Source organism: Microcosmobacter mediterraneus, assembly GCF_031846265.1.
Classification (GTDB): domain Bacteria; phylum Bacteroidota; class Bacteroidia; order Flavobacteriales; family Flavobacteriaceae; genus Microcosmobacter; species Microcosmobacter mediterraneus.
On sequence record NZ_JAVRIA010000004.1, the window covers coordinates 15727 to 39277 of the forward strand.

Genomic DNA, 23551 nt, shown 5'->3' on the forward strand with positions numbered 1-23551 from the left:
ATGTTTAAGTAAAAAAACAAAATGAGTAATTATCACATAAAACATCTTGAAGAGTACTATCAAGTTTATAGACAATCGGTTCAAAAACCTGAATTGTTTTGGGAAGAAATTGCCGAAGAGCACTTTGTTTGGCGAAAAAAATGGGATAGAATTTTAAGTTGGGATTTTTCAAAACCTGAGGTAAAATGGTTTGAAGGTGCAAAATTAAATATCACTGAGAATTGTATCGATAGACACCTTCACGTAAGAGGTGATAAAACAGCAATTATTTTTGAGCCTAATAATCCTGATGAAGGTGCGCAACATATAAGTTATAAAGAACTGCATCAAAACGTTTGCAAATTCGCCAATGTACTTTATGATAAAGGCATTAAAAAAGGAGATCGCGTATGTATTTATTTGCCAATGATTCCTGAGCTAGCTTATGCTGTTTTAGCTTGTGCGCGAATAGGAGCAGTGCATTCTGTTGTTTTTGCAGGATTTTCATCGACTGCCTTAGCTACGCGTATTAACGACTGTGATGCTAAAATGGTCATTACTTCAGATGGTTCCTTCAGGGGTGCTAAAACTATAGATTTAAAAGGTATTGTTGACGAAGCTTTAGAAGACTGTAATGGTGTAGACTCTGTATTAGTTGCCAAACGTATTCATAGCGATATTGTAATGAAGGACGGAAGAGACCACTGGCTACAGCCTTTACTAGATGATGCTTATAATGAGTTTACTGCAGTAATTATGGATGCTGAAGATCCTCTATTCATTTTATATACTTCGGGTTCAACAGGAAAGCCAAAAGGTATGGTACATTCTTGTGCTGGATATATGGTGTATTCGGCCTATACGTTTAAGAATGTATTTCAGTATAAAGAGGAAGATGTGTATTGGTGTACTGCAGATATAGGTTGGATTACAGGTCATAGTTATATTGTGTATGGACCATTAGCCAATGGTGCGACAACAGTTATGTTTGAAGGTGTTCCAAGTTATCCAGATTTTGGTCGCTTTTGGCAAATTGTAGAGAAACATAAAGTGAATCAGTTTTACACAGCACCTACAGCTATTAGAGCATTGGCTAAAGAAGGTTTAGAGGTTGTAGAGCCTTATGATTTATCCTCTTTGAAAGTGCTTGGAACTGTTGGAGAACCCATTAATGAAGAAGCATGGCATTGGTATAACGATAATATTGGAAAGAAAAAATCACCAATTGTAGATACGTGGTGGCAAACTGAAACAGGAGGTATTATGATTTCTCCAATTCCGTTTAGTACACCTACCAAACCAACGTATGCGACATTACCTTTACCAGGTATTCAACCAGCACTTATGGATGGAGAAGGAAATGAAATTTCTGGTAATCAAGTATCAGGACGATTATGTATAAAATTCCCATGGCCTTCCATGGCAAGAACGATTTGGGGAAACCATCAACGTTATAAAGACACCTATTTTTCAGCCTTTAAAAATATGTATTTTACAGGTGATGGTGCATTGCGTGATGAGGTTGGTTATTATCGTATTACAGGTCGTGTAGATGACGTCATTATCGTCTCTGGACACAATTTAGGAACAGCACCAATCGAAGATGCGATTAACGAACATCCTGCTGTTGCAGAATCTGCTATAGTTGGTTTTCCACATGACATCAAAGGCAATGCACTTTATGGTTATGTGACTCTAAAGGATGTTGGAGAAAGTCGTAATCATGACAATTTAAGAAAGGAAATAAACCAACTTATTACAGAGCGTATTGGTCCAATTGCTAAGCTCGAAAAAATTCAGTTTACCTTAGGCTTACCTAAAACACGCTCAGGTAAAATTATGCGACGCATTTTAAGAAAAATAGCTCATAACGAGGTTTCTAATCTAGGAGATACGTCCACATTATTGAATCCAGAAGTGGTTCAAAATATAATTGATAATGCCTTATAAACTTTAAATATGAAAAAAATAGTAATCCTTCTAGTATTAGCGTTATGTTTCAACTGCAAAGGAGAACACGAACATAAACACGATAACGACCATAGCCATGACCATCAAGAACATCATGATAAAAACCCTCATCAAGATGATGCTTATTTGCAGCCTAGAGAAAGCGACCAATTTCTTGGTGGTATAAAAATGATTCCAATTACAACACCAAAAGGTGAGTTTAATGTGTGGACCAAACGCGTTGGGAATAATCCAACTATGAAAGTGCTATTACTTCATGGAGGCCCTGGAATGACTCATGAAATCTATGAATGTTTTGATGGTTATTTTCCACAAGAAGGGATAGAGTATTATTACTATGATCAGTTAGGATCGTACTACAGTGATCAACCAAAAGATACATCACTTTGGGATTTAGATCGTTTTGTTGAAGAAGTAGAGCAGGTAAGGATAGCTTTAGGTTTAAATAAAGATAATTTTTATCTCTATGGACAATCTTGGGGCGGAATATTAAGTATGCAGTATGCTTTAAAATATCAGGACAATTTAAAAGGCCTAATCATTTCTAATATGGTAGCATCAATAGATGATTATAATATATACTCAGCTGAGGTTTTAGCTCCTAAATTACCTAAAGCTGTTTTAGATAAAATATTAGAATATGAAGAAGCTGAAGATTATACTAATGAAGAATACCTAAACTTAATTGTAGAGAACTATTATCCCAAACACGTAATACGAATGACAGCTGACAAATGGCCTGAACCCATAAATAGAGCTTTCAAGCACTTAAATCCAGATGTGTATGTGAACATGCAAGGACCTAGCGAATTTGGTATAAAGGGCAATGCCACCTTACTCAATTGGAATGTAAAAGACAGACTTAAAGAAATAAGTGTTCCTACTTTGACAATTGGAGCTACTCACGATACTATGGATCCTGAGCATATGAAGTGGATTTCAACTGAAGTGCAAAACGGACGATTTCTTTTGTGTCCAGATGGTAGTCATTTAGCACAATTCGATGATCAGAAAGTGTTTTTTGAAGGTCTAATTGACTTTATTAAGGACGTGGATAATGGTGATTTTTAGTTTAAGTTTTTTTTATACTTAATTCGTAAGAACGTCAATAAAGACAAGATTCCAAATATAGAAAACCCAATAAAAAGCGGCAATACAGAGGTATCTACAAAACTACCTATGTAATTGGCTATTGGTACAGCCATTACTGTAGAAATAAAACCATTAATTGCTGCGCCTATTCCTGCAATATGCCCTAAAGGTTGCATGGCTAATGCTCTCATGTTTCCAAAGATAAATCCAACGGAGAAAAATTGTAAAGCAAAAAATGTGATAAGTATAGCAAAGCTTGGATTATTGCCGTTAAGATGAAATAACACATAACTTATGGAAATCAAGCAATAGGCAATTATAGCCCAATAGGCAATTTTCCACATACCATAACGCACAACAATTCTACTATTTGTAAAAGTGGAAAAGCCCACAGCTATTGCCAAACTTGCAAAAATATAGGGAAATTCGGCTTTGAGATTATACTGCATTTCAAAAATCTGCTGAGAGGTACTCAACCAAACCATAAAAGAACCTGTAATAAAACCTGAAACTAATGTATAGGCTACTGCATCTTTGTGTCTAAAAAACTCTTTTCCTCCATCGATAAACAAACGGCCTGTGAACGGAATTTTATATTCAGGTTTTAAAGTTTCAGGCTGTCGTTGCCAAAACCAGATAAGGACTGCTATTCCAAAAATTAAGTTGAAAACAAAAATGGCTTCCCAGTTAAACAAATCCATAAGCCATTGTCCTAAAGTAGGCGCAATTACAGGAACTAAAATAAACGTCATGACAACAATAGAGAGAATTTTGGCCATATAATCACCATCATATAAATCTCTAACCATCGCAATCGCTACAGTACGCATTGCGGATAAACCAATCCCTTGTAGTATACGACCAGCAATCATTAGTTCAAAGGTCTTAGTAGTAAGGCATAAATAACTTGCAATCGCAAAAATGACGAAACCAATATAGACTACTGGTTTTCTTCCAAAACTATCAGATAATGGACCTAAAATCAGTTGACCAACACCTAAGCCCAAGAAAATCATGGTAATTAGAAGTTGATTTTTATTAGGGTCCTCGACATTCAATGCATTACCAATATCAGGAAGTGCAGGCAACATAGCATCTATAGACAGTGCTACTAAAGACATTAAAGCTGCCATAAGTAGTACAAATTCTATTTTCAGTTTAGGTTGGTTTTGCACTGCGTAAATGTACAAGAATTTACTAGTAACTCCACGATGTTGCATCGAGGTTTCCTATAGAGTTGTTATTCTCACGAAAGTAGGAATCTAAGTTATAACTATTGCTTATTTTTAGACTATGATTAGTGATACATTAATAAAACTATTTACTCGAGATCTTAATAAACTAAAAGTTGAAATTAAGAGGTATAAGAACGAAGAAAATCTGTGGATAACAAAAGAACAAATTTCAAATTCAGCAGGTAATTTGGCATTGCATTTAGTTGGTAATCTTAATCATTTCATTGGCGCAGAATTTGGAGAAACAGGTTACATTAGACAGCGCGATTTAGAGTTTTCTTCTAAACACATAGACTCAGAGGTGATTTTGAATCAGATTGACGACACCATAATAGTTATTCAAAAATCTTTAAGTGGACTATCAGACAAAGAACTTCAGATGGAATATAGACGTAATCCATTTGAAGAGTTTATGACAGCCGAATTTTTCTTAATACATTTATTGACACATTTGTCATATCATTTGGGTCAAATAAATTACCATAGACGCTTATTAGAATAGATATGAATTTTCAGCAGTATAGTATTTCACTTTTAGACAGTTCTCAAGGCGAACAGCTCTTTAGCTTAATTGCTAATAATCGATCTAGGTTAGAAGATTTTTTTGCTGGTACAGTTTCAAAAACCGAAACCTTAGAAGCTACTATTGCGTATAGCAAAGTCATTGAAATGCGTATTGCCGAAAAATCCTATTTCCCATTTATGATTATTGATACTAACACAAATCAATTTGCTGGATTAGTGGATGTAAAGAATATAGATTGGTCCATTCCAAAAGCAGAATTAGGTGCATTTATAGATACTCATTATGAAAGTAAAGGGATTGTGACTGAAGCAACACGATTAGTTATTGACTATATTGTTGAGCAGTATGGCTTTAAAAAATTATTATGTAGAGCAGCACCTGTAAATAAAGGTAGTATACGTGTTATTCTTAAAAATGGATTTGAGCTCGAAGGAACTATACGACGTGATTATAAAACGACCAAAGGTGAAGTTGTAGACCTTAACTACTATGGACGAATTTTTGATTAATTATGAAGGCAGCCTCAATTAGCGAACTAAAAAAAGAGCTTAAGTTTAAGAGCAAAGAAGAATTGCTAGATTACTGTATGGCAATGGCCCGCTTTAAGCTAGAAAGTAAAGAACTATTAACCTATTTAGCCTTTGAGTCTGAAGATGAAGCTGCTTACATTGAAAGTGTGAAAAATTATATTTCTGCTGAGTTCGAAACTATAAATACAGTAAGTTATCATTACATCAAAAAAAGTATAAGGAAGATACTACGCCAAGTAAAACGTTACATACGATATTCCAAGAAGCCTGCAACAGAAGCTGAAGTCTTAATTTATTTTTGTAAAACCTTATCAGAGATGAAGCCTTCATATAAGCGCAATAAAGTATTAGTCAATTCCTATGACACCCAATTACGAATGGCTAATAAGGCCATAGCTAAGTTGCATGAAGATTTACAATATGACTTTCAATTATTAATAGATGAATTATAAATAAATGGTTATGTTATGATAAAAAAAATAGGGTATGGGATTTTTGCTTTTCTATGTGTCTCCATTGGTTTATATCCATTAATCTATTTTATTTTTGAGCGAACCTTTGGCTTATTAGGTTCCAAATCCCTAGAGTTATTAACTGATAATGTTTGGAATATTGCATTTTACACACATATATTTTTGGGAGGATTAGCTCTAGGAATAGGATGGTTACAGTTTAATAAAAAGCTCAGGAATAAACGAATTAAGCTACATAAAAGAGTAGGATATATTTATTTAATTTCAGCTTATCTAAGTGGATTTGCAAGTTTATATATTGGTTACCATGCAACTGGAGGAATAGTAGCTGCTTTAGGTTTTATTTGTTTAGGTATAGTTTGGCTTACAACTACTTATTTAGCTTTTAATGCTATAAAGAACAAACAAATAAAGGAGCACCAAAAATGGATGATTTATAGTTATGCAGCATGTTTTGCTGCTGTTACACTTCGTATTTGGCTTCCTATTTTAATGGCCTTGTTTGAAACTTTTAACGAAGGATATAGAATCGTAGCTTGGTTATGTTGGATGCCAAATATTATTGTAGCATATTTTATTGTGAAACGTTTAAAACTTAACTAATGCAATTCAAAATTCAAAATTATTACACTAACGACGATAAAATGTTTCTCGTTGTAGAAAGTATTATTGTTGCTATATGTATGCTCATTCCATGTATTTTAATTTGGGTGGATTGCGACCAAGAAATTAGAGGCAGTATTAGTAAATACGTAAATATGTGCGACAGTCATATATTTGGACTCATGTTTGGCATAGCTGGTACAGCATTTATCCTCAATGGTGCACTTTATTTTAAAGCAGAAGATGACGAAAAACTAAACCCTTCTATAAAGTCAAATTATACCATTGATGAAACTTTATATAATAAAAAGAAGATAGGGAAGTGGTACAACTTGGTTTTTGGGATTGCGCTAATAGGTGTCGCTGTATTTCATTACAACCGAACCGATTTAAGTATGTACTTACACTATGCTTCAGCTATCATCTTTTTTGCTGGTAGTGCAGTCGTGATGTTTTTTATCCACGATCCTCAAGATCGCTTTTATAGTAGAACCTTAGCTGTTGGATCTTTAGTTTGCCTTGCAATAGGCTTGTTTTCAGATGAGTATTTGTCCTTGTTTTGGGCAGAATCCATAGCGCTTTGGCTAGTCGCTATATATTATTTAGTCGAGAATCGCAGGATTTGGGTGCAAAATTAAGAATAGTTACAACGGAATATTCCCATGTTTACGCTTTGGTTTATCTACTGATTTGTTTTCAAGCATTGCAAATGCTTTTATAAGTTTGCGTCTCGTGTTTTTAGGTAAGATCACTTCATCTATGAAACCACGTTCGGCTGCACTGTAAGGATTAGCAAATAAATCGGCATATTCGGCTTCTTTTTCTTTCCATTTGGCTTCTGAATCATCAGCAGATTTAATCTCTTTTTTAAAGATAATTTCTGCAGCACCTTTGGCTCCCATAACCGCAATCTCTGCACTTGGCCATGCAAAATTCATATCAGCACCAATGTGTTTAGAGTTCATAACATCGTAAGCACCACCATAAGCTTTACGTGTAATCACTGTAACTCGTGGCACAGTAGCTTCGCTAAACGCATATAATAATTTGGCACCATGCACAATGATACCATTCCATTCTTGATCTGTTCCAGGTAAAAATCCTGGTACATCCTCTAGAACTAAAAGCGGAATATTAAAGCAATCGCAGAAGCGTACAAAACGTGCTGCTTTCTTGGAACTATTTACATCTAAAACACCTGCTAAATACATAGGCTGATTGGCCACAACACCAATACTTCGACCACCTAATCGAGCAAAACCAACAATGATATTTTCGGCATAATCTTTATGGATTTCGTAAAAGGAATCGTTATCAATAATGCCTTCAATAACGTGATGCATATCATAAGGTTGATTCGCATTCTCTGGAACAATATCGGACAACACATCTTTAACTTCCTCTTTAAGCACAAAAGGTAATTGTGCTGTTTGTTCTGTATTGTTCTGCGGTAAATAGGAGAGGAGGCGTTTTAAATCTTCTAAGCATTCTACATCATTTGCTGAGGTAATATGTGCTACACCAGATTTTGCAGAATGTGTACTTGCACCACCTAAAGCTTCACTACTCACTTCTTCATTCGTAACTGTTTTAACCACATTTGGTCCTGTAACGAACATATAGCTTGTGTCTTCGACCATTATTGTAAAATCGGTCATAGCAGGCGAATACACTGCTCCACCTGCACATGGTCCCATAATCGCTGAGATTTGCGGAATTACACCAGAAGCTTGTACATTTCTATAGAAGATATCAGCATAGCCACCAAGAGAGCGCACACCTTCTTGTATACGTGCTCCACCAGAATCGTTAAGACCAATTAAAGGTGCACCAACATTGACAGCCATATCCATAATCTTACAAATCTTTTCAGCATGAGTTTCAGACAATGAGCCTCCAAATACTGTAAAGTCTTGTGCGAAAATATAAATGAGTCGACCATCAATAGTGCCATAACCTGTGACTACACCATCACCATAGAATTTTTGGTTTTCCATTCCGAAATCTTTGGTTCTATGTGTGACTAAAGCACCAATTTCCTCGAAAGAATTATCGTCGAGAAGATAGGTAATTCGTTCTCTAGCTGTTAGTTTTTTCTTTTCGTGTTGCTTATCAATTCGAGCTTGGCCACCACCTAAATAGGATTGTTGTAATTTATCGTTGAGTGCGTCTATTTTTGATTTCATTATGAATTTGGTAATCTTAAAATTTTACGTTCTTTTAAATGGTGATTTAAAGCCAATAATGCTGCAATTTCAGCCTCTGCTCTATATTGTTCCTCTAAGACTTCAGGTGAATAATAACGCTTTACAAAATGCGTATCAAAATCTCCTGAAATAAAGGCGTCATGTTCGCAAACAAACTTCCCAAAAGGTAATGTGGTTTCAATACCTTTTACGTTGTAGTTGTCAATGGCTTCTTTCATAAGTTGAATAGCTTCCATTCGTGTTTCACCATAAGTGATGAGCTTAGACAACATTGGATCGTAATAAATAGGAACATCCATACCTTCTTCGATACCATTATCCACTCTGATGCCTTTTCCAACAGGCAGTTTATAGGTTTCTAAAGTACCAACACTAGGTAAAAAATCATTTAAAGGATCTTCGGCATAAACACGTAATTCTAAGGCATGGCCATTAATGGTTAAGTCTTCTTGCTTAAAAGGGAGTTCATCACCTCGAGCTACCTTAATTTGAAGTTCTACCAAATCAACACCTGCAATAATTTCAGAAACTGGATGCTCAACTTGGAGTCGCGTGTTCATTTCTAAGAAGTAGAAATTCTTGTTTTCATCTAAAAGAAATTCAACAGTTCCTGCACCAACATAATCACAAGACCTTGCAACGTTAATTGCAGCTTGTCCCATGGCTTCTCGGAGTTCAGGTGTTAGGACTGTTGAAGGTGCTTCTTCTACTACTTTTTGATGTCGTCTTTGAATGCTACACTCACGTTCAAATAAATGAATAACGTTGCCATGCATATCTGCCATAACTTGTATTTCGATATGGCGAGGCGATCCTACATATTTTTCAATAAATACAGAACCATCACCAAACGCATTTACGGCTTCACTTATAGCACGATCCATTTGAGATTCAAACTCGCCTTCATTTTCAACGATACGCATTCCTTTTCCGCCTCCACCAGCTGATGCTTTAATCAAGATGGGAAACCCAATCTTCTTAGCAATATTTTTGGCTTCAGGGATATCTGTTATAGCTTCATCGGTTCCAGGAACCATAGGAATATTGTAAGCTTTAACCGTTTCCTTGGCTGCAAGCTTACTTCCCATAACCGTTATAGCTTTCGATTTTGGACCTATAAAGGTCAAATCATTTTTCTCACATAATTCGGCAAACTCATCATTCTCACTTAAAAACCCATAACCAGGATGAATTCCATCTACGTTCAGAGATTTAGCAACCTCAATAATTTTATCACCTCTCAAATACGATTCAGAAGAAGGTGCTTTACCAATACAAACCGCTTCATCTGCAACAGTAACATGAGGCATATGTCTATCGATATCAGAATATACAGCAACAGTAGTAATTCCCATTTTTTTTGCGGTACGCATAACACGAATGGCAATTTCTCCTCTATTGGCTACAAGTATCTTTTTCATTTTACTCAAATTTGAGGATGAGTGTATTCTTTTCAATAGCATCGCCTTGTTTTACTTCAACGGATTTTACAATGCCATCTCTTGGAGACGTGATGACATTTTCCATTTTCATGGCTTCAAGAATTACTAAATTATCACCTTCAGCGACTTGTTGTCCTTCAGAAACACTGATCTCTAAAATTAGTCCAGGCATAGGTGCTTTGATAGAATCAATCTTTTTTGAATTTCCGATAGAAAAACCCATTTCTGAAATAAGCTGATCTAAGCCATCTTTAATTTCAACGTTATAAGAATTGCCATTCACTTCTAATACGTAGGATTTTGAGTTGAAATCAGTATTAATAATTTTGGCATCGTAAGCCTTACTATCTTTTAGTAAGTGGTAATTCCTTGAGGCAATTTCTGTACTATCCAAGTTTGTTGCAGTCTCAGAATCAATATCAAAAGTATAGTTGCTATTGACTTTGATTTTATAGTTTGAATTCATTTATTATAATTTTTGAATGACTTAAAGATACTATTTAATTTCCTTGAAATGTGAGTTGTTTTGATGCTTTATAACTGCTTTTCTAGATAACACTAATCCAATTCCTAAGGATACAAATGCACCAATCCAAATACCTGGAATAAACTCAATAAACAGGAAGAAATCATAAGCGCCATGGAATACTACTGCTAGTAAAAGGCCAATTAAGTTAAGTTTTACTCTATTGTTGGAGAACTTAGCCTTTCCCATATAATAACCCATTAACACCGCAAAAGTGGCATGAGCAGGAACAGCAGTAAACGCTCTTACAACAGCAGTTCCTAATCCACCATCAATAACGTACATTATGTTTTCTGTAGCAGCAAAACCCATAGATACCATAACAGCATAGGCAATACCATCATAAGGTTCGTTAAAGGCTTTGTTAGGCTGTGCCACATATTTTACGATAACATACTTACTAAACTCTTCCGTGAGAGCCACTACGATAAAGGCTTTAATAAATTGCTGAATAATACTAAAGTCATCTTTCAATGGTAGAACATAATCAAATGCTACATAAATAATAGTTGTAATGATAATACTGACTATAGCTCCAAGAAAAAAATGCCTAATTAAAAGCCCTTTAGGCTCTTTCTCATATTTGTCTAAATAATAGATAAGACAAACAACAACAAGAATTGGCAATAGAGCAGCAATGAGTAGTTTCATAAATTAGAGTTCATTTTCGATACAAGATAAGACATTGTAATAATACGTTTTATTTGAAGCTACAAAATGACTATTAGTTTCACTTAGCTTTAGAAGTGCCTTAAACTCTGAAATAGAAACCAATTTAATGGCTTCTACTTCATTGAAATCAAATTGAATAGACTCAACTTTAGCTGATAATTTTGCGATAAATGTATGATGAAATTCGTTATCCTTGATGCCATTGTCATACAATTGGAAACAAGGATAAACTCCAATTTTTTTTAAATCAAATCCTTTAATAGTTATGCCTAATTCTTCTTTAGTTTCACGTATTGCAGCTTGTTCAATCGTTTCACCTGCATCAACATGTCCAGCAACTGAAACATCCCAAAGTAAAGGGCATATGGTCTTAGAAGCAGCTCTTTGTGATAATAGTATTTTTCTGTCAGAAGCGTAAAACCATATATGAGCTGTATTATGATAATACCCTTTAGAATGAATAACAGACTTTAAGGCAGTTTCTCCTGTTGGCTCTCCGTTTTTATCAACAATATCAATTAACTCTTCCATTAAAATAAAATTACAACAAAATAAATTCATCAAAAAGAAAATAAATGACGAATAATTATGCTGTAATTTGTAGTCTATGAAATTAAAGCGTTACAAATTATTGTGATAAAATATGAAGGTACTAGCAAGCACCAAAAACTTCAGACTCAACATCATTGAAGCTAATTAAAATAGTTCGTGTTTCTGATCCACCAATTTCTGTCACAACAACATCTAAGGAACCACTAATAAAGACAATATCACCTATTGTAGTAAAATTACTATCATCATATTCTGTAATGCTTAAAATTCCAGAAGTAGCTTCAAAGGATTTATTATCAATAACGATTTCAAATCCCCAGAAAATAGGAAACATATCAGAATCTAAAACTGTATCACCAATATTTATTGTTTCTTCATTTATTGTTGTATTGTCTGGTGTTGAAAGTAAAAAGTTACTAATTAAAATTCCTTCATAATTACCATCTGGAATTGTAAAATCAAAAGTTACACAATCAAGAATTGAGTCAGGATCATCTATATCAATAAGGATTTCGTTTACAGTATCCTTATCGATGGTGATAATGAATGTTTCCATTGAAGATAAAGAATCATCATTGTTATCATCCGAGTTAGAACAAGATGCAATAAAGATACTTAGTACAATTAAAAGAAGTTTAGATTTCATGTCGATATTTTTATTGTTTATTAAACATCGAATAAAACTAATAATGTCATCAGTTGTATTACTCTAAACTTTAAAACGACAAATTTGCAGATTATAACTACACCAATAGTTTATCTATGTTCGTATACTATACGTGAGATTTTAAACAATGAATTAAGGGTTTAAAATCATCTGGTGTATTATACAGGTGGCACGAAATTCTAATATAGTTTCCTCTAAACGACACAAATATTTTTCTATTGAATAAATCTTTTTTTAGAGCATGGAGGTCTAAATTCTCAGGTAATTCTATACCGAATAAATGATGCGTTCTATCATCATCATTTTCAATTTTGCAACCTAATCTTTTGAGCTCTGCAACAGCCTCAGCAGAGATCGTTTTACAATACTCTTGGATAGCTTTAGGTGTCCATTCAATAACTTGTTTTAGAGCTGCTATTTGCATCCTAACATAAATAAAGTTTCCGCTTTCACCTACAGAATATCTATTAGCTAAAGGTTTATACTCTGATTCATAATTAGTGAGTCCTGCAAAGTTTTCGCTATTAAGTCTATTAGACCAATTTTCTTCAATTGGAGTGCCATGATCAAAGTACGAACCATAATAGGCATAAGCACAACCATAAGGCCCAAATAACCATTTGTAACCAGCACAAATTAATGCGTCTGGTTGAATCTCTTTTATCGAAAAAGGCAAAACACCAATGGTCTGACTTCCATCAATAATTAATAACGCGTTGTGTTTTTTTGTCTTTTTACGTATAGCTTTCAGATTAAATAAACATCCATTAGACCAATGGATATTTCCCATAGCTACAAAAGCAGTAGTATCTGAAATAGCATTTAGGATATCTTCATTCCATTGTTTAACAGACTGTTCATTTGACTTTAGGTGAGCAATGGTTTTTAGAATTGCACCATTTGCATCTGCTAATTTTTTCCAAGCATAATAGTTACTCGGAAATTGCTCATCAACGATTAGGATTTCATCACCTTCATTAATAGCTATGTTTTTTGCTACAGTAGCCATGCCATAAGACACAGAAGGAATGGTTACCACACGATTGTAATCATCCGCATCCACTAATTTGGCAAAGAGCTGCTTCAATTCTTTAACGGGTTCAAAATAATCCGAGAGTCTAATCCTGTAAGGTTCTTGCTTTTGTCTTAAACCTTCCAATCCAGCTTCATAAATAGCTTTAAAAGCTGGTGACTGACTGGCGATATTTAAATAAGTGACATCTTCTGGAATATCAAAAAGATGCTTTTGGTTTTGTAGCATAGTTATGAGTTGTGTCCTCGAGCGTAGTCGAGAGGTATTGAAATTCTTATAATGATTAGTTCTCGACTGCGCTCGAACTGACTTGTGTTATTTTTTGATACTGAATCACGTTCAGGATAACATTGCTACTCAAAATACGAGAATGTATCTCCTGCTTTAATTTTTAAAAGCGTTTCATAAATCATTCGTATTACATTTTCTACATCATCTCTATGAACCATTTCTACTGTGGTATGCATATAACGTAAAGGCAAAGAAATGAGAGCAGAGGCAACACCACCATTACTGTAAGCGAAGGCGTCAGTATCTGTTCCAGTTGCTCTAGATAATGCAGCGCGTTGAAATGGGATTTTCTTTTCTTCAGCAGTATCTGTGATAAGATCGCGTAATTTTTGCTGCACCGCAGGTGCATAGGCAACAACAGGACCTTTGCCTATTTCGGCATGACCTTGTTTTTTCATATCGATCATTGGTGTAGTCGTATCATGCGTTACATCAGTAACAATGGCAACATTGGGTTGTATGGTATGCGTAATCATTTCTGCACCACGAAGACCAATTTCCTCTTGTACAGAATTCGTAACGTATAATCCAAAAGGTAATTTCTTTTTATTTTCATGAAGTAAGCGAGCAACTTCAGCAATCATAAATCCACCCATTCTATTATCTAAAGCACGACATACAAATTTGTCTTTATTCAGGATATGAAATTCATCTGGATACGTGATTACGCAACCAACATGAACTCCCATTTTTTCTACTTCTTCCTTGTCTTTTGCACCAACATCAATACAAATGTTATCTGGTTTAGGAGGGACTTCTTTAGCACGACTTCTTGTATGAATAGCAGGCCAGCCAAATACACCTTTTACGATGCCTTTTTTAGTGTGAATATTTACCACTTTACTTGGCGCAATCTGGTGATCACTTCCACCATTTCTAATGACATAGATTAACCCTTTGTCAGAAATATAGTTAACATACCATGAAATTTCATCGGCATGACCTTCAATAACAACTTTATATTTTGCTTTAGGATTAATAACGGCAACTGCAGTTCCGTAAGTATCAGTAATAAACTCATCTGCATAAGGTTTTAGATAATCCATCCATAATTTTTGACCATCCCATTCATAACCTGTTGGTGCAGCATTGTTTAAGTATTTTTCAAGAAAATCTAAAGATTTTTTATTCAGAATGCTCTTTTTTGCCATGTTTTAAAATTTTTCTCTAAAATAACAATATTCACTTTATTTTAAGGTTAAAGATTAACTAAATGCTTAATTTTGAATATGCTTTGGAACGGTTTTGGCTTTCTAAGTAAATGATGAAAAAACTTCTGCACATAATATTTATGATTCCGTTTTTGGTAATGTCTCAACAACAGCCCTTTCCTCAAGATTCTACTGATGTTGAATATTATATTATTGAAGGTGATTCTATACCTAAATCAATCATTGATCTTGATGAGGTTATTGTACTCCATAAATTAAAATTTGAATCTAAGGACGAACGTATTAAGTATTTAATTTTAAAACGGAAGACCATTAAGGTTTATCCTTATGCTAAACTTGCTGCAGAACGTTTGACAACCTTAAGTGAGCGACTTGAAACATTAGATTCTAAACGCAAAAGACGTAAATATGCCAAGCGTATTCAGAAATACATTGAAGATGAATTTTCTGCAGAATTAAAAAAGCTAACGCGAACAGAAGGCCAGATTTTAATAAAACTCATACACAGACAAACAGGTAGAACTACCTTTGAATTGATTAAGGAATTACGTAGTGGTTGGCGAGCATTTTGGTTTCAGAATACAGCTAAATTATTTGATATTTCTTTGAAGGAAAAATTTCAACCCATTAACATTAAAGAGGATTTTTTAATTGAAGATATTCTAGAGCGTGCCTTTCAGAATGGTCGATTAGATCGACAGAAGCCAGCTTTTGATATTGATTTTTATGATCTTACTGATAAGTGGATTCATAATAAAACATCTAATAATGCGAGTACAGACTAAATTAGAAGAACAATTAAATGCTTGGAGCCATGCTATTGGTGCTGCACTTGGTATTGCTGGATTAGTTTTGTTAATTGTTTTTAGTAATAAAAATGCTGATTATGATCTTTTTAGTGTTATTGTTTACGGTATTTCAATTATTATTCTTTTTATGGCATCTACATTTTACCATGCTGTCACAGGAGAACGCAGAAAACATTATTTTAGAATTGTAGATCATATTAGTATATATCTTCTTATTGCAGGAACATATACACCAGTGCTTCTAATACTTCTTGCAGATAGTAAAGGTTGGTTATTGTTTTGGGTTGTATGGAGTATTGCCATTTTTGGTGTTATTCTCAAACTGTTTTTTACAGGAAAATGGGAAACCTTTTCAACGCTGTTGTATTTAGTAATGGGTTGGCTTATAGTTTTCGATTTTTCAACCTTAGCAGAACGAATAGATTCCGCTGGACTTAATCTTTTAATAGCAGGTGGTGTTGCTTATACAGTTGGAATCATTTTTTATGCTGTAGAAAAGATTCCTTATAATCATGTGATTTGGCATTTGTTTGTTTTAGCTGGTGCCATTTTTCATTTTTTTATGATATTTGGATATGTCATTTAACTTTGAGTTGTCATTGCGAGGAGTACTACGACGAGGCAATCTCTTATTGAAAGGAAATGAAAATTATTAAGGTTAATAGTAGTCAACAAATTAATGAAGTTGAAGTCTTAGCTAAGGTCATTTGGTCGTCACATTACACACCAATAATTGGCGCTGCGCAAGTTACTTATATGCTCGATAAATTTCAGTCTAAAGATGCGATTGAAGGTCAGATTTCTGAAGATTATGAGTACTACCTTATCCAGAATAGCAATAAATCTATCGGTTATTTTAGTATCCAGAAACGTAAAATTGCTTTGTTTTTAAGTAAGTTCTATGTTCTTGAATCTGAACGAGGTAAAGGTTTTGGTAAACAAGCTCTAAATTTTATAAATGAGAGAGCAGATAGCCTTAATTGTTTAAAAATAGAACTTACTGTGAATAAATACAACTCAAATAGTATAGAAGCCTACAAACGTATGGGATTTAAAATAACAGAAGCTGTTGTTTTTGATATAGGGAATGGTTTTGTAATGGATGATTATAGGATGGAAAAGGTACTCATCTCTTAATGATATCTTTATATTCCTCAAAAAACGCTTCAAACTTAGACATCGTTTCATTGAAGAACTCCATGACATCTCGCCACGAATTTTTATTATGTATGGAGACTTTAAGTTCTAAAGGCACATAGATTCGAGACAATTCTTTGCCATTTTCTAGATAATACTCTTCTTCGTAAAGTGCCTTTGGTAAATACTTAGATTGTAAAATAAATTTAAGGACTAGGAGTTTTTCCCAACAATTAATTCTGTTTTCCAAATCATCCTCTAAATCTAAAGCAACCAGTGCTCTCTTAGTATCAAAATGAAACTTAAATGAGAGCCCTTTAATTTTTGTATTGTACAGAATCCACTTTTTGGGAAACGATTTCCCAAAACTTGTCCAGAAGTTTTCTCTTAATAATCTACTTTGTTCTTTACTAAACACAAATCAAAAATAGAAAAGAAAATTAAAGGTCATCAGTAAAATGAGTTCTTCTTTTATCCTTAGAAAATTTATCTTTATTGTAATCGGTAGATAGACCTTTGGGTATAGAAAGAGATTGCCATCGTTCACCTTTAATAAGTTTACCTATTAATACAATTTGACCAACATGATAAGCATAATGAGATAATTGTCTATTGATAGCTTCTGTAACTGTATGCCCTTGATTTCTAATAAAAATAATACGTTCAGTATCTTTAGATTTTAAAGGTGATATTGCATTATAAAGACAATCCCATCCTTTGTTCCAATATTCTAATAATTCTGTTTTAGTTTTTAGTGAATCTATAAATTCATCATCTCGTTGTCTCCATTCTTTTTCTCCATCTTCAGTTAAAAAGTTAGTCCATCTGCTTAGCATGTTACCTACCATATGTTTTACAACGATAGCAATACTATTAGAATCGTTATTGTATTGCCAATGGAGTTCTGCTTCTTTAAGTTGTTTAAAAGTTTTCTCTCCAAGTGATTGGTAATACTCAAACTGTTTTATTGCGCTAGATAAATAAGATGTTTCCATAAGTTTAAAGTTATTCAAAAAGAAAAACGATACATCAAATGATCTATCGTTTCTATCAATACGTTAATTATACTTTTAGATTTTTAGTCCTCAGCAGGAACAAACTTTAGTGCTACACCATTAATACAGTGGCGTTTCCCAGTTGTTTCTCTTGGCCCATCATTAAATACATGACCTAAATGTCCACCACAAGTGGCACAATGCTCTTCATCTCTGCTGTAACCTAATTTATTATCTGTTCCAAAGGCAACGTTACCTTTTATCTCACGATCAAAGCTTGGCCAACCTGTTCCAGAATCAAACTTATGTTCACTTTTAAATAATGGCGTATCGCAACCAGCACAATGGTAAGTTCCTTTTTTATAGTTTTTGTTTAGTGGACTAGAGAAAGGACGTTCAGTACCAGCTCTTCTTAGAACATTATAAGCTGATGCACTTAACTGAGATTTCCATTCGGCATCAGTTTTGGTAATTTTATAAACTTCAGCTTTTTGAGTTTTTTGAGCGTTAGAATTACAATTAAAACATAGCATTAACGCAACTAATAGAATGATCTTTTTCATAATGTAAAGATAAGGTATTTTTAATGTTTTATAAGTCGATACTAGATGAGTAACATTACAGAAATGTAATTTAATTCTCAATTTCATTTTTTACAATATGTGTGTGACTTATTCTGTATGGTAGTGTCTAAAGTTTAAAAGTTAATTTGTAACTTTATAGTTAAAACATCACAATCATCAAAATTCTAAGGTAATGCGATTTAAAAATATCATAATAACTACAGGAACTATATTGCTATTTTTAGCATGTTCTACTAATCCTTTCACTGGTAAAAAAACATTAGCGTTAGTTTCTAATGCTCAATTATTTCCAACTGCTTTTGCCCAGTACGATCAGTTTTTAACTGAGAATAAAGTTCTCAATGGCACTAAGGATTCTGAAATGATTAAGCGTGTAGGTCAGAGAATTGCAGTAGCTGCTGAGCGTTGGCTAAATGCCAACGGTCAACAAGGTTACCTTAAAGATTATAAATGGGAATACAATTTGGTAGACGATAAGACTGTTAATGCTTGGTGTATGCCAGGAGGTAAAATTGTGTTCTACACTGGGATTTTGCCAATTGCCCAAAATGAAACAGGAGTTGCAGCTATAATGGGTCATGAGGTAGCTCATGCTTTAGCTAATCATGGACAGCAACGTATGAGTGCTAGTTATATCCAAGCAGGTGTAGCCTTAGCTGGTAATTTCGCGATTAAAAATGATCAAGATAGAGCAATTTTTAATCAAGCTTATGGTATTGGTTCTAATGTTGGTTTAATGTTACCTTTTAGTAGAGGTCATGAGTCAGAATCTGATCAAATTGGCACCTATTTAATGGCAATTGCTGGTTATAATCCAGATGAAGCTGCTGAACTTTGGAAACGTATGAAAGCCAATAGTGGAGGACAAGCACCACCAGAGTTTTTAAGTACACATCCATCTAATGATACGAGAATCCAGAATTTAACAAATTGGGCTCCACAAGCTAAAGCTGAAGCTAAGAAGTTTGGCGTAACCTCTTTTAGACCAATTTCGAGCTTTTAGTTTACATAAAAGTTTTAATTTAGAAGCTGTTCTTAAATAGAACAGCTTTTTTTATGACTAAACTTAAAAAAGGAAGTAAAAAACTTCTCAATGCTTGGGCTTTCTTCGATTGGGCTAATTCTCCTTATACACTCACTATAGCCTCTGCTGTATTTCCTATTTTTTATGGTGAACTATTTATTGAGACGAATACTATTGAGGTTTTTGGATTTACATTAAAAAATACGGTATTAATATCTTTTGTAACTGCCTTTGCATTTTTAGTTATTGTAATCTCATCACCAATCTTATCAGGTATAGCAGACTATATAAAAAACAAAAGGCTATTTCTTAAATTCTTTTCTTATATGGGCAGTATAGGATGTTTTGGTTTGTACTGGTTTAGTTTAGATCTTATCTATTGGAGTCTTTTTACTTATTTTCTTGGACTTTGGGGATATTGGGGAAGTTTGGTGTTTTATAATTCATACTTGCCTGACATTGCTTATAAAGAGCAACAAGATGCTATTAGCGCAAAAGGTTTCTCTGTAGGTTATTTTGGAAGTGTTCTATTGTTATTAATTAATTTGGCTATGGTTATGTATCCTGATACTTTTGGGATAGAAGGAGAACAGCCAGCTATACAAGCTATGAGATATTCATTCTTATCAGTGGGTATTTGGTGGTTGGTGTTTAGTCAATATACGTTTTATCATTTACCAAAACATAATAATAGAACTAAGGATATTGCATTCAAAAAAGTGTTATCAAACGGTTTTAAAGAATTGTCTTTAGTCTGGAAACAACTTAGTCAAAACAAAAGATTAAAACGCTATTTGGTTGCTTTTTTTGTTTATAGTATGGCTGTGCAAACCATAATGCTAATGGCTACTTATTTTGGTGAGCAAGAAATTTTATGGCATTCTAAAGATGAAAAAACTCTAGGATTAATTATTAGTATTTTAATTATTCAATTAGTAGCTATACTTGGAGCTTTTCTTACCTCTAAGGCTTCTGCTCAATTTGGAAACATTAAAACATTAATTGGTATAAATAGTATTTGGGTTTGTATTTGCATTTACGCCTATTTTATGATTGAGCCTATTCACTTTTATGTCGCTGCATTTGTTGTTGGACTTGTTATGGGAGGAATTCAAGCATTATCACGCTCTACCTATTCCAAGTTTTTGCCAAAAACGGAAGATTCTACATCTTTTTTCAGTTTTTATGATATCACTGAAAAAATAGGAATTATCTTAGGCATGCTCATTTATGGTATCGTTGATCAATACAAAGGCATGCGAATGTCAATACTATTTTTATTCGTGTTTTTTGTTATTGGAATCGTGTTACTATTAAGAGTGCCAAAACAAGAACATTTAATAAAAGATATATGAAAACTTACGAGAAAGGAAGTAAAAAACTAATAAATGCATGGTCTTTTTACGATTGGGCAAACTCTGTATATTCATTGGTAATAAGTACAGCTATCTTTCCAATTTATTATAGTACTGTTACTCAAAATTTAGAAAATGCAGATGGTAAAATTATGTTTTTAGGATCTGAATGGTATTCTACAACATTATTAAATTATACGATAGGTTTTTATATGTTGGTTGTGGCAATTATTTCCCCAATTTTATCTGGTATTGCTGATTATACAGGTAATAAATTAGGGTTTTTAAAGCGCTTTTGTTTACTGGGATCATTATCAGTAATGGGCTTGTTTTTCTTTAAAGAAGAGACCTTATGGTTAGGTATAGTATTGACTATTACAGCTGGTATAGGATTTTGGGGCAGCATCGTATTTTATAATGCGTATTTACCAGAAGTTGCTCATCCTGAACAACAAGATAAAGTCAGTGCAAAAGGCTTTATTTTTGGTTATGTAGGTTCTGTAATATTGCTTATTATTTGTTTAGTTCTTATAGAAGGCAATGAAATGTTTGGCATTGATAAAGGTCTTGCAACACAATTATCTTTTATTTTAGTAGGCCTTTGGTGGCTTGGTTTTGCCCAAATAACTTACAGAAGATTACCTAACAACATACATCAACGAAAACCAGAAAAAGATTATATCTGGAAAGGATTCAAAGAATTAAAGAATGTTGCTAAGGAGGTTGCTAACTATCCTCAGTTAAAAACATTTTTGTTTTCTTTTTTCTTTTTTAGCGTAAGTGCTCAAACCATTATTTATATGGCAGGAATCTTTGGAAGTGATGAATTAGGTTTGCCAACTCTAAACTTAATAGTTACCATATTATTGGTACAACTTGTAGCCGTTGTAGGTGCTTATTTATTTTCTAGATTATCAGATAAGATAGGAAATTTATCGACATTAAAAATAACTTTAGCTATATGGACCTTAGTATGTTTCATAGCCTTTTTTATAGATAAATCTCAGGAGAATGTAGCTATTTATTTTTACGCTTTAGGTGGTTTATTAGGTTTGGTTTTAGGAGCAATACAGTCGTTATCACGCTCTACCTATTCAAAATTATTACCAGAGACAGAAGATACGACTACATATTTTAGCTTTTATGACGTTACAGAAAAATTAGCAATTGTTGTTGGTATGCTCGTCTTTGGATTGCTTATAGCTTTAACAGGAGGCTCTATGCAATGGTCAGTATTGTCTTTAGGAGTTTTCTTCGTTATAGCATTTATTATTTTAAGTACTATTAAGAAGACCAAGTATGTGAGATAATTAAAACAAAAAAGGCGCTAATTAAATTAGCGCCTTTTTTGTTTTATGTATTAGCAAAATAGTTTAAAAATACTGTTTAAGTTTTCCTACTAAACCTTTTGGTTTAATCATAAATTCTTCCTCTAATTCTTGCATTGTTTTATCAGCTGTATTCAGCTTATTAAACATCCTAGCTCTTAATAAATAAATAGAAGGTATTACTATTGCCATCACTGGAATTAAATGGAGCAACTCAAATTTATCTATATGTTCAATATTATCGTTAAAAATTCCCACAATTTGATAGATATACATTGCAATAGGAACAAGTAATACATGATACCACCAATGTCTGCATGTGAAAAACCATATTAAAATAAAACAAAATGGAATAACTTTATTAGTAAAAACCCACATCGCAAAGTTGGCATCGGCCCAACTTTTACTATCATAAGTAAATAGCCAGTTTTCCCAAACTTGAGTCTCAGGAATACTTTCATATAGATAAAACAAATAGGGAGTAATTGCAATAAATGTTGCAATAATACTCCCTATTATTAAAGATTTTCCAGTCGGTTTATCCGTTACCAGCGATTGGTCTTTTCTTCTTTTTAAGTTCTGTTGTTGATTGTCCATCAAGGTCGATAATATTTGTTGCCTGTACAGTGAACAACATACCGCCGAAAATCGCAATCGCTAAAACTAGTTTCTTAGCTTTCATAATTCAAAAGGGATTTAATTAATTAATACTCCAAAGTTAAAATGAAGTGTCATTTCTTAGTGTTAAAGAAATGTTAAAACCCAGTGTTTATAAGGGCTAAGAGTTACGGTTTTTCCGTAGTCTTTAGCAATAACGTGGCGGCAAATTGCCATTTTTTTACAATAAATGTTGTGTGTACATTGGCAAATTTGGGGTTAAACGATTATTTTCTTTTAATTTTAGGTGTCTAGCACCATTTTCAAGCATTTTAATTGTAAGAAAATTCACATCATCAATAACGATTTCTTCTAAACGTTCTGGCCATTCTATAAATTTATAGCAGTCAGCATGCAAATAATCTTCTATACCAAAATCGTATAATTCTTCAGACGATTCTATGCGATATAAGTCAAAATGATAAATCTTGGACTCAGGTGTGTGGTATTCATTTACAAGAGAAAATGTAGGGCTGCTAACAGTATCTTCACTACCTAAAGTCTTTATTAACGACTTAATTAAAGTAGTTTTACCAGTTCCCATAGCACCATAAAACAACAACGTTTTACTGCTTAAGGACGCTAAAAGCTCTTCGGCTACATTATCTATGTTTTGTAAAGTGTAGGTTCGTTCCATTATAGTTTACCTGAATATAAAATTCAAATCAAGCAATGATAGTAAATTTTATTG

The 23551-nt window shown here is 33.6% G+C and carries 27 protein-coding genes; 13 read left to right on the plus strand and 14 right to left on the minus strand.

Features of this window, described 5'->3' with window-relative positions; translation table 11 throughout:
- The first annotated feature begins 21 nt into the window (after positions 1–21).
- Both acs and RM697_RS08305 read left to right on the plus strand, forming a co-directional pair.
- A complete protein-coding gene (gene acs / locus RM697_RS08300) occupies positions 22–1929 on the plus strand; it encodes an acetate--CoA ligase (protein ID WP_311427412.1) in 1908 nt (635 codons plus the stop codon).
- A 9-nt stretch (positions 1930–1938) separates the two neighbouring features.
- Complete coding sequence (locus RM697_RS08305; protein WP_311427413.1) at positions 1939–3021, plus strand: proline iminopeptidase-family hydrolase; 1083 nt, start codon at positions 1939–1941, stop codon at positions 3019–3021.
- Here the strand turns inward: RM697_RS08305 and RM697_RS08310 are convergent.
- On the minus strand, positions 3018–4262 hold the full coding sequence (locus RM697_RS08310) for a multidrug effflux MFS transporter (RefSeq protein WP_311427414.1): 1245 nt from the start codon (positions 4260–4262) through the stop codon (positions 3018–3020). The two genes, RM697_RS08305 and RM697_RS08310, sit on opposite strands and share 4 nt — an antisense overlap.
- Positions 4263–4335: 73 nt before the next feature.
- Here RM697_RS08310 and RM697_RS08315 point away from each other — a divergent pair, with 73 nt between their 5' ends.
- From RM697_RS08315 to RM697_RS08335, 5 genes are read left to right on the plus strand one after another with little or no spacing between them, the layout of a single operon-like run.
- Positions 4336–4779 carry a DinB family protein gene (locus tag RM697_RS08315; RefSeq protein WP_311427415.1) on the plus strand — a complete coding sequence of 148 codons (444 nt, stop codon included), beginning with the start codon at positions 4336–4338 and terminating at the stop codon, positions 4777–4779.
- Positions 4780–4781: 2 nt separating this feature from the next.
- Positions 4782–5312, plus strand: coding sequence for a GNAT family N-acetyltransferase (locus RM697_RS08320; RefSeq protein WP_311427416.1), 531 nt, complete (start codon positions 4782–4784; stop codon positions 5310–5312).
- Positions 5313–5314: 2 nt separating this feature from the next.
- Positions 5315–5785: a hypothetical protein gene (locus tag RM697_RS08325; RefSeq protein ID WP_311427417.1), complete on the plus strand. Its 471-nt coding sequence runs from the start codon at positions 5315–5317 to the stop codon at positions 5783–5785.
- Positions 5786–5800: 15 nt separating this feature from the next.
- Positions 5801–6409: a DUF2306 domain-containing protein gene (locus RM697_RS08330; RefSeq protein ID WP_311427418.1), complete on the plus strand. Its 609-nt coding sequence runs from the start codon at positions 5801–5803 to the stop codon at positions 6407–6409.
- Complete coding sequence (locus RM697_RS08335; RefSeq protein ID WP_311427419.1) at positions 6409–7047, plus strand: DUF7103 family protein; 639 nt, start codon at positions 6409–6411, stop codon at positions 7045–7047. The genes RM697_RS08330 and RM697_RS08335 overlap by 1 nt, the downstream gene beginning before the upstream one ends.
- A gap of 6 nt (positions 7048–7053) precedes the next feature.
- On the opposite strand, the gene RM697_RS08340 is transcribed toward RM697_RS08335, so the two are convergent.
- The 8 genes from RM697_RS08340 to RM697_RS08375 all read right to left on the minus strand — a co-directional run bounded on the left by RM697_RS08340 (position 7054) and on the right by RM697_RS08375 (position 14950).
- Positions 7054–8595 (minus strand): acyl-CoA carboxylase subunit beta, encoded by a 1542-nt coding sequence (locus RM697_RS08340; protein WP_311427420.1) that lies wholly within the window; start codon positions 8593–8595, stop codon positions 7054–7056.
- Positions 8595–10037 (minus strand): acetyl-CoA carboxylase biotin carboxylase subunit, encoded by a 1443-nt coding sequence (gene accC, locus RM697_RS08345; RefSeq protein ID WP_311427421.1) that lies wholly within the window; start codon positions 10035–10037, stop codon positions 8595–8597. Before accC ends, RM697_RS08340 begins: the two co-directional genes overlap by 1 nt.
- A gap of 1 nt (position 10038) precedes the next feature.
- Positions 10039–10524 carry an acyl-CoA carboxylase biotin carboxyl carrier protein subunit gene (locus tag RM697_RS08350; protein ID WP_311427422.1) on the minus strand — a complete coding sequence of 162 codons (486 nt, stop codon included), beginning with the start codon at positions 10522–10524 and terminating at the stop codon, positions 10039–10041.
- Positions 10525–10554: 30 nt separating this feature from the next.
- On the minus strand, positions 10555–11235 hold the full coding sequence (locus tag RM697_RS08355; protein WP_311427423.1) for a PrsW family intramembrane metalloprotease: 681 nt from the start codon (positions 11233–11235) through the stop codon (positions 10555–10557).
- Between the two features lie 3 nt (positions 11236–11238).
- Positions 11239–11787 carry an NUDIX hydrolase gene (locus RM697_RS08360; protein WP_311427424.1) on the minus strand — a complete coding sequence of 183 codons (549 nt, stop codon included), beginning with the start codon at positions 11785–11787 and terminating at the stop codon, positions 11239–11241.
- A gap of 121 nt (positions 11788–11908) precedes the next feature.
- A complete protein-coding gene (locus tag RM697_RS08365; protein WP_311427425.1) occupies positions 11909–12454 on the minus strand; it encodes a hypothetical protein in 546 nt (181 codons plus the stop codon).
- A gap of 127 nt (positions 12455–12581) precedes the next feature.
- Complete coding sequence (locus RM697_RS08370; RefSeq protein WP_311427426.1) at positions 12582–13736, minus strand: aminotransferase class V-fold PLP-dependent enzyme; 1155 nt, start codon at positions 13734–13736, stop codon at positions 12582–12584.
- Between the two features lie 125 nt (positions 13737–13861).
- Positions 13862–14950 (minus strand): M42 family metallopeptidase, encoded by a 1089-nt coding sequence (locus tag RM697_RS08375; protein WP_311427427.1) that lies wholly within the window; start codon positions 14948–14950, stop codon positions 13862–13864.
- Positions 14951–15063: 113 nt separating this feature from the next.
- Here RM697_RS08375 and RM697_RS08380 point away from each other — a divergent pair, with 113 nt between their 5' ends.
- Genes RM697_RS08380 through RM697_RS08390 form a run of 3 tightly spaced genes read left to right on the plus strand, consistent with a single transcriptional unit; the run spans position 15064 to position 16917 of the window.
- Positions 15064–15756 carry a DUF4294 domain-containing protein gene (locus tag RM697_RS08380; protein ID WP_311427659.1) on the plus strand — a complete coding sequence of 231 codons (693 nt, stop codon included), beginning with the start codon at positions 15064–15066 and terminating at the stop codon, positions 15754–15756.
- The gene (trhA, locus tag RM697_RS08385) at positions 15740–16366 is read left to right on the plus strand and encodes a PAQR family membrane homeostasis protein TrhA (RefSeq protein WP_311427428.1); all 627 of its coding nucleotides are present in this window, start codon (positions 15740–15742) and stop codon (positions 16364–16366) included. The genes RM697_RS08380 and trhA overlap by 17 nt, the downstream gene beginning before the upstream one ends.
- 56 nt (positions 16367–16422) lie before the next feature.
- Positions 16423–16917: a GNAT family N-acetyltransferase gene (locus RM697_RS08390; RefSeq protein WP_311427429.1), complete on the plus strand. Its 495-nt coding sequence runs from the start codon at positions 16423–16425 to the stop codon at positions 16915–16917.
- Here RM697_RS08390 and RM697_RS08395 read toward each other — a convergent pair.
- The 3 genes from RM697_RS08395 to msrB all read right to left on the minus strand — a co-directional run bounded on the left by RM697_RS08395 (position 16907) and on the right by msrB (position 18475).
- Positions 16907–17335 (minus strand): DUF4268 domain-containing protein, encoded by a 429-nt coding sequence (locus RM697_RS08395; protein ID WP_311427430.1) that lies wholly within the window; start codon positions 17333–17335, stop codon positions 16907–16909. The two genes, RM697_RS08390 and RM697_RS08395, sit on opposite strands and share 11 nt — an antisense overlap.
- A 22-nt stretch (positions 17336–17357) precedes the next feature.
- Entirely contained in the window at positions 17358–17912 is a 555-nt protein-coding gene (locus tag RM697_RS08400) for a DUF1572 family protein (RefSeq protein ID WP_311427431.1), read from the minus strand.
- An 83-nt stretch (positions 17913–17995) separates the two neighbouring features.
- Complete coding sequence (msrB, locus tag RM697_RS08405; RefSeq protein ID WP_311427432.1) at positions 17996–18475, minus strand: peptide-methionine (R)-S-oxide reductase MsrB; 480 nt, start codon at positions 18473–18475, stop codon at positions 17996–17998.
- A 193-nt stretch (positions 18476–18668) separates the two neighbouring features.
- Here msrB and RM697_RS08410 point away from each other — a divergent pair, with 193 nt between their 5' ends.
- The 3 genes from RM697_RS08410 to RM697_RS08420 are packed head-to-tail and all read left to right on the plus strand — an operon-like array spanning position 18669 to position 22185.
- Positions 18669–19499: a M48 family metallopeptidase gene (locus RM697_RS08410; RefSeq protein WP_311427433.1), complete on the plus strand. Its 831-nt coding sequence runs from the start codon at positions 18669–18671 to the stop codon at positions 19497–19499.
- A 53-nt stretch (positions 19500–19552) separates the two neighbouring features.
- Positions 19553–20875: an MFS transporter gene (locus RM697_RS08415; RefSeq protein ID WP_311427434.1), complete on the plus strand. Its 1323-nt coding sequence runs from the start codon at positions 19553–19555 to the stop codon at positions 20873–20875.
- Complete coding sequence (locus RM697_RS08420; protein WP_311427435.1) at positions 20872–22185, plus strand: MFS transporter; 1314 nt, start codon at positions 20872–20874, stop codon at positions 22183–22185. Before RM697_RS08415 ends, RM697_RS08420 begins: the two co-directional genes overlap by 4 nt.
- Before the next feature lie 63 nt (positions 22186–22248).
- On the opposite strand, the gene RM697_RS08425 is transcribed toward RM697_RS08420, so the two are convergent.
- Positions 22249–22800 carry a hypothetical protein gene (locus tag RM697_RS08425; RefSeq protein WP_311427436.1) on the minus strand — a complete coding sequence of 184 codons (552 nt, stop codon included), beginning with the start codon at positions 22798–22800 and terminating at the stop codon, positions 22249–22251.
- A 241-nt stretch (positions 22801–23041) separates the two neighbouring features.
- Positions 23042–23497: a tRNA (adenosine(37)-N6)-threonylcarbamoyltransferase complex ATPase subunit type 1 TsaE gene (gene tsaE, locus RM697_RS08430; protein ID WP_311427437.1), complete on the minus strand. Its 456-nt coding sequence runs from the start codon at positions 23495–23497 to the stop codon at positions 23042–23044.
- Positions 23498–23551 lie beyond the last annotated feature (54 nt).